Origin of the sequence: Streptomyces hirsutus, assembly GCF_001418415.1 — a bacterium.
GTDB lineage: Bacteria > Actinomycetota > Actinomycetes > Streptomycetales > Streptomycetaceae > Streptomyces > Streptomyces hirsutus.
The window spans coordinates 1-5,676 of sequence record NZ_LIQT01000087.1; the positions used below are offsets into that span (position 1 = coordinate 1).

Annotated in this window: 6 protein-coding genes; 4 read left to right on the forward strand and 2 right to left on the reverse strand. The window is 66.6% G+C overall.

Features of this window, described 5'->3' with window-relative positions; translation table 11 throughout:
* The first annotated feature begins 39 nt into the window (after positions 1-39).
* From AOK11_RS07825 to istB, 4 genes are all read left to right on the forward strand, one after another.
* On the forward strand, positions 40-372 hold the full coding sequence (locus tag AOK11_RS07825) for a GNAT family N-acetyltransferase (RefSeq protein ID WP_055592914.1): 333 nt from the start codon (positions 40-42) through the stop codon (positions 370-372).
* Positions 373-693: 321 nt separating this feature from the next.
* Positions 694-1,413 (forward strand): hypothetical protein, encoded by a 720-nt coding sequence (locus tag AOK11_RS07830; protein WP_157869300.1) that lies wholly within the window; start codon positions 694-696, stop codon positions 1,411-1,413.
* 222 nt (positions 1,414-1,635) lie between these two features.
* Positions 1,636-3,285, forward strand: a complete 1,650-nt coding sequence (gene istA, locus AOK11_RS07835; RefSeq protein ID WP_055592916.1) for an IS21 family transposase — start codon at positions 1,636-1,638, stop codon at positions 3,283-3,285.
* Positions 3,282-4,073, forward strand: a complete 792-nt coding sequence (gene istB, locus AOK11_RS07840; protein WP_055592917.1) for an IS21-like element helper ATPase IstB — start codon at positions 3,282-3,284, stop codon at positions 4,071-4,073. The genes istA and istB overlap by 4 nt, the downstream gene beginning before the upstream one ends.
* Before the next feature lie 25 nt (positions 4,074-4,098).
* Here istB and AOK11_RS07845 read toward each other — a convergent pair whose 3' ends face one another.
* Positions 4,099-4,479, reverse strand: a complete 381-nt coding sequence (locus AOK11_RS07845) for a hypothetical protein (protein WP_055592918.1) — start codon at positions 4,477-4,479, stop codon at positions 4,099-4,101.
* 339 nt (positions 4,480-4,818) lie between these two features.
* Entirely contained in the window at positions 4,819-5,235 is a 417-nt protein-coding gene (locus AOK11_RS07850; protein WP_055592919.1) for a VOC family protein, read from the reverse strand.
* Positions 5,236-5,676 lie beyond the last annotated feature (441 nt).

The window sequence follows — 5,676 nt, forward strand, 5'->3', positions numbered from 1 at the left end:
CCTGCACTCTCATCTGCTACCGCAGACTCACCAAATGAGATGACTTCTAAGGACAACGCCCGGGCGTACCTGCTGAAGGCGAACGGGCACGTCGTCGGCTACCTGGTGGCCCATGACACCGATCATCATCGGCCGTGGGACCTCGTCGACGAATCGCCGCTCGGCGATGCGGACGACACCCTGCGGCCGCGGATCGACCTGGTCTGGGTGGCCGACGCCTATCGGCGCCAAGGAGTGGGCGCCACGCTCGTCCAGGCGCTTGCCGACGACTTCGGTTCCCCTGTCGCCGAGGTGTCCTGGTCCACCCCGATCAGCCGGTCAGGGCGACACCTCGCGCGCCGGCTCTCGCCCAGTGGCATCTGGGTGAGCTGAACGCTCGGAGCGTCGCGGTGGCGCGCAGAGGGCACCGGCAGGGCCCCATTCGAAGCGCGTCACATCACAGACTCGCCGAGGACCCCCGCGCCTGGGAGGTGGCGGGTGCGTCTTGCCCCCGCTGATGCCGCCTGGGTAGGCTGCCGATGGCCATGCGGATCCCGGGCTGAAGCGCCGGGTCTGACAGCGACTCACCTCCGACCCATGCGGACGATCCGGTAGCTCGTGCGACACGTCGGTTGACATGGTTCCCTCGTTCTTCTGCGGCCCAGGCGCGTGTTCGTGCTGGCGACCGCTCCTGAGATGTGATGTGAGACAGAAATGATTCATTCGTTCATCGCGCACACGAGCCCTGGCCGGAGCAGGGTGTTCGCCCTGGTGAGGGGTCCTGGGGACGAGCTGGAGGCGGTGACCACACTGGGAGCCGGTGATCTCCACTTGACCGGGGAACTGGTCAGTGCGCTGAACTCCTTTCTGTACGACCGGGACGACCGTGTCCTGGGAGAGGTGCTGGACCGGGTCCCCAAGGCGGTGCGCATGGCCGCGCAGCAGTATCTGAAGGACAAGTGCGCTCCGATCATGGGGGCCTTCACCGAGTGCGGGCCGGTCGAGGTCGTTCGCGAGGCTGTGTTCTTCGGGCAGATCGACGAGGAACTCGAGGAGTACCTCGAGTGTGCTTACACGATCGGGCTCGGCATCCGCATGTCGAATGAGCGGCAGTGCGAGGGCGGCGTCAGATGGGTCATCCGGCTGCTCAACGACGAGGTTTCCGTACCGGCCAGCGCCGAGCCGCGCACCTGGGCCATCCCCGCGGGGGCAAAGCTCGCGCGGACCTGGACGAGCAAGCAGAAGGCCGACAGTGCCGGTCCTGTTCGCGGCGCGCTCCAGGTGGCGGCGGATGCAACGGATCAGGGACGGTGGGTGAGGATCCATACTCTTCTGCACAGCCGCTACGACGTCGACTTCGAAGGCAGCGGAACCTCGGAGTTCGTCGTCGACGTCTTCGACGCCCCCATCCCGCTGAAACAGCAGGGCGAGTAGACCGGGGGGCTTCGGCCCGGCTTACTCGCCGGACCACCCAAAACGGCGCCAGAGGGATTACTTGCAGCTGTTGCCGCCACGGATGGCCGTGACGGTTTGAGTCAGCCCCACTCGGACGGTCTGAAGTGGCCCCACTCGGGGGCGCGTTGGTGGTGTACAGGGGTTGTGACGGCTTGAAGTGGCCCCGGCCTCGGTCTTGCGGTGGGACGCTCGACGTGGTCCATGTTGGGGGGACTTCTGGTGTCCTTGACCAAGGAAGAGATCTTTCAGCGCATCCGCCACGATTCCTGGCGGGAGGGCCTGTCGATCAGGGCACTGGCCCGGAAGTACGGGGTACATCGCCGACTGGTGCGGGAGGCGTTGTCCTCGCCGGTGCCGAAGCCGCGCCGACCGCCGGTGCGCCGTTCACCGCGGCTGGAGCCGTTCAAGAAGACGATCGACGATTGGCTGCGGGCGGATCTGGAGGCTCCGCGCAAGCAGCGGCACACGGTCCGGCGGATCGTGTCCCGACTGGAGGAGGAACTCGGGGCCGATGTCCCGTATCCCACGGTCCGCGACTACGTGGCGGCCCGCCGCCCTCAGATCGCCGCGGAGGCCGGCGCCCCTGTCGACGGGTTCATCGTCCGGCACAACCGGCCCGGCGCCGACGCCGAGGTCGACTTCGGTGAGGTCTGGGTGGACCTGGCGGGGACGATGACCCGGTGCTACCTGTTCGCCTTGCGTCTGGCCTACTCCGGCAAGGCAGTGCACCGGATCTCGGTGTCCTGCGGCCAGCAGGCGTTTCTCGAAGGACACGTGCACGCCTTCTCGGTGCTCGGGGGTGTTCCCGGCGGTCAGGTCCGGTTCGACAACCTCACCCCGGCGGTCACCAAAGTGGTCTTCCGGAGCCGGTCGCGGGAGGAGAACCCGCGCTGGACCGCATTTCACCAGCACTATGGCTTCGTTCCCTTCTACTACGAGCCCGGCTTGCGCGGCGCCCATGAGAAGGGCGGGGTGGAGGGGCAGGTTGGCTACTTCCGCCGCAACTACCTCACCCCGGTGCCGGAGACCGGCAGCCTGGACGAGCTCAATGCCCGGTTCCTGGAGTTCGAACGCCGAGAGGAGGCCCGCAGAATCGGTCTGCGGATCCGCACTATCGGCCAGGACTTCGCGCACGAGGCGGGACAGCTCATGCCGCTGCCCGGCGAGGTGTTCGAGACCGGACTGACACTCACACCGCGGGTCGACCGCTACGCGATGATCACCGTGAAGATGTGCCGCTACTCGGTCCCGGCCCGGTTCATCGGGCACAAGATCCGAGTGGTGCTGCGGTCCACCGAGCTGATCGCCTACGACGGCCGCACCGAGATCGCCCGGCACCCCCGGCTGACCGGCCGGGGCGAGGAACGCATCGTCCTGGACCACTTCCTGGAGGTCCTCCTGCGCAAGCCCGGCGCTTTCGCCGGCTCCGAAGCCCTCGACCAGGCCCGGGCGGACGGCTCCTTCACCACCACCCACGAGGCACTCTGGGCCGCGGCAAAGTCTGCCCTGGGCGACATCGAGGGCACCAAGGTCCTGGTCCAGGTCCTGTTGCTGCACCGGCATCTGCAGCACGCCGACGTGCTCGCCGGCATCCGGGCCGCCCTGGCGATGGGCGCCTTCACCCATGATGTCGTCGCGCTGGAGGCCCGCAAAGTCGCCGAGACCGGCGGCCGGTCCCCGACCGTCAGTGCCGACGTCCCAAGCCCCGAGCCTCCGGCGCCCGCTCCGGATCCGCAGGTCACCAGCCTGACCATGCGGCGGGTCGCCCAGCTGCCCATCGATAACCGACCGCTACCCGTCCTGGAGGCGTGGGACCAGCTCCTGCGTGGTCCCCGGAAGGAGTCGTCATGACCAGCCCGCACCACACCCTGACCGAGCCGGCCTCGGACGCCGCCATCGACACCGCATGCCGGGTGCTCCGGCTTCCCACGATGCGCGCCCAGTTCGGGGACATCGTCAGCCGGGCCGAACGCGAGCACCTGTCCTACCGGGGATTCCTCGCCGAACTGCTGATGGCCGAGTGTGAGGACCGAGACCGCCGCCGGTCCGAACGCAGGATTCGCGCCGCCGGCTTCCCGCGTCAGAAGTGGCTGTCGGATTTCGACTACGGTGCCAACGCCAACATCAGCCCCGCAGTCATCAACAACCTCGCGACCTGCGAGTGGATTCGCAAGGGCGAGCCTCTGTGCTTGATCGGTGACTCCGGCACCGGCAAGTCCCACCTGCTGATCGGTCTGGGCACCGCCGCCGCGATGGCCGGCTACCGGGTCCGATACGCGCTCGCCGCGAAGCTCGTGAACGAGCTCGTGGAGGCGGCGGACGAAAAGCAGCTGACCAAGACGATCGCCCGCTACGGACGTGTCGACCTTTTGTGCATCGATGAGTTGGGCTATCTCGAGCTCGACCGCCGGGGCGCCGAGATGCTGTTCCAGGTTTTGACCGAGCGGGAGGAGAAGAACAGCGTGGCGATCGCCTCGAACGAGTCGTTCGGGGGCTGGACCAAGACCTTCACCGACCCTCGTCTCTGCGCGGCGATCGTCGACCGGCTCACCTTCAACGGGGCGATCATCGAGACCGGCACCCAGTCCTACCGCCTCGCTCACACCAAGGCCCAGCAGCAGCTCAAGGCCGTCCCCTGACCCCGCGGCCCACGCTGGAGCAGGATCACCGTTCCCTCTCGGCCCACTCCCTCACGCTGAGCGCCCGCCTCATGCGAGCAGCGATGTCCGTCTTCGCCGTCGCGTCCAGCATCTCCGCCAGCTCCTCGAAACTGGCGGGCCGGACGTCCAGCAGACTCAATACCTCCTCGCCGGTCCGGACCGTGAGCAACAACTCGCACCGCCACTGCGGTGACACTTCCGGTCGATGACTGAGCCAGTGCTCCAACGCCGGGAACAGATAGTGCACCGCCGCCGCCTGGGCGTGCTCCCGCAGCCAATCGGCCGGAAGCCGCTGACTGAAGCCCAACCGTGCCGCTTCCAGTTCCAACAGGAGGAGCTGATCGGTGTCCACGGCTCGGATCATCCGCGGCAGCACTGCAGTCATGCCGCGATCATGCCACCAGACGACGCCGGTGGGGCCGGCTCGCACCGACAGCCGGGGCCACTTTAAACCGTCACACCGCCCCAATCGATCTCCGGGTGGGGCCACTTCAGACCGTTCGAGTGGGGCCGACTCAAACCGTCACGGCCACCCATCTGGTCATGAGACCCATCTGGCCCTCTGCCAGCATCCTCCGCTCACGGGGGAACCTCACTCCGGTGCGCGGCTCATCTCCAGGAGCCGCAGCCAATCGCGCACCGCAACAGTGCAGCTTGCCCTGTGCGCCCGGTTCATCGAGGACCCAGGCAATGCAACTACGACGCTTCGGACGTCTTCAGTGGATCAACTCCGGGATGGCGGCGCAAAGAATTCCAGCTGGATGTTGTCAGGGTCACGCAGGGCGAGTCCGGATCCGTAGTGGGCGTCGACGATTTCGCCGTGCTCGATGCCTAGGTCATTCAGGCGCTTCCGCCAGTTCTCCAGTTCGGCTCGGTCGGCGCAGGCGAAGGCTACATGGTCGAGGCCGACTCGGCGCTCATCGAATCGAGCCCAACCCTGATCAGTGCTCGCGGTGTCGGGAGGAAAGGCGTGGAGACCGAGCATCGTGCCGTTCCCGAGGGCGAAGATGATGTGGTGAAAGAGGCCGGTGTCCTCGTCCAGGATCGGCTCGGCGCCGATCAGCCGCTGGTACCAGGCCGCGCTCGTACGCAAGTCGGACACGGTCAGTGCAACATGTGCCAGTGCAGGAAAATTCACCATCGTCACTGCTTCCTTGAGAGTCAGTTCTTGTTCGCCACGTCCGTTCGCCAGGTCGGCATGTCCCGTTCGCACCACGGCCGGCAGATCGACTCTCTGGACAACAAGGCCAGTCCCAGACGGGTAGTCGCAAGGAGACGCCGTCAATCTCACAGTCCCAGACCAGCACGAGCGCGTCCAACGCAGAACAGACCCATGCCGGGCCACGGTAGCCCCGCCTGAGTCGGGTGAAACGGCGACTCCACCGAGAAAAAGCCACAGTGACTCCCAAACTCATCGACATTGATTATGAGAGAGGGCCCCGGCGTGACTACCGAATTCTGTCCCCTGTCATCCAATCGAGGCGTTTGACGGACACTGCCAGGGGCGTCCGGGCAGACAAGGGGGTCAGGTGGTGGCCGCGGCGGGGCGAGGTCGATTCGGGGCTGCCTCGTATACACATCT

Coding starts and splice junctions, on each gene's coding strand:
- istA (WP_055592916.1), top strand. CDS start 1,636: ATGTTGGGGGGACTTCTGGTGTCCTTGACCAAGGAAGAGATCTTTCAG.
- AOK11_RS07845 (WP_055592918.1), bottom strand. CDS start 4,479: ATGACTGCAGTGCTGCCGCGGATGATCCGAGCCGTGGACACCGATCAG.
- AOK11_RS07825 (WP_055592914.1), top strand. CDS start 40: ATGACTTCTAAGGACAACGCCCGGGCGTACCTGCTGAAGGCGAACGGG.
- AOK11_RS07830 (WP_157869300.1), top strand. CDS start 694: ATGATTCATTCGTTCATCGCGCACACGAGCCCTGGCCGGAGCAGGGTG.
- AOK11_RS07850 (WP_055592919.1), bottom strand. CDS start 5,235: ATGGTGAATTTTCCTGCACTGGCACATGTTGCACTGACCGTGTCCGAC.
- istB (WP_055592917.1), top strand. CDS start 3,282: ATGACCAGCCCGCACCACACCCTGACCGAGCCGGCCTCGGACGCCGCC.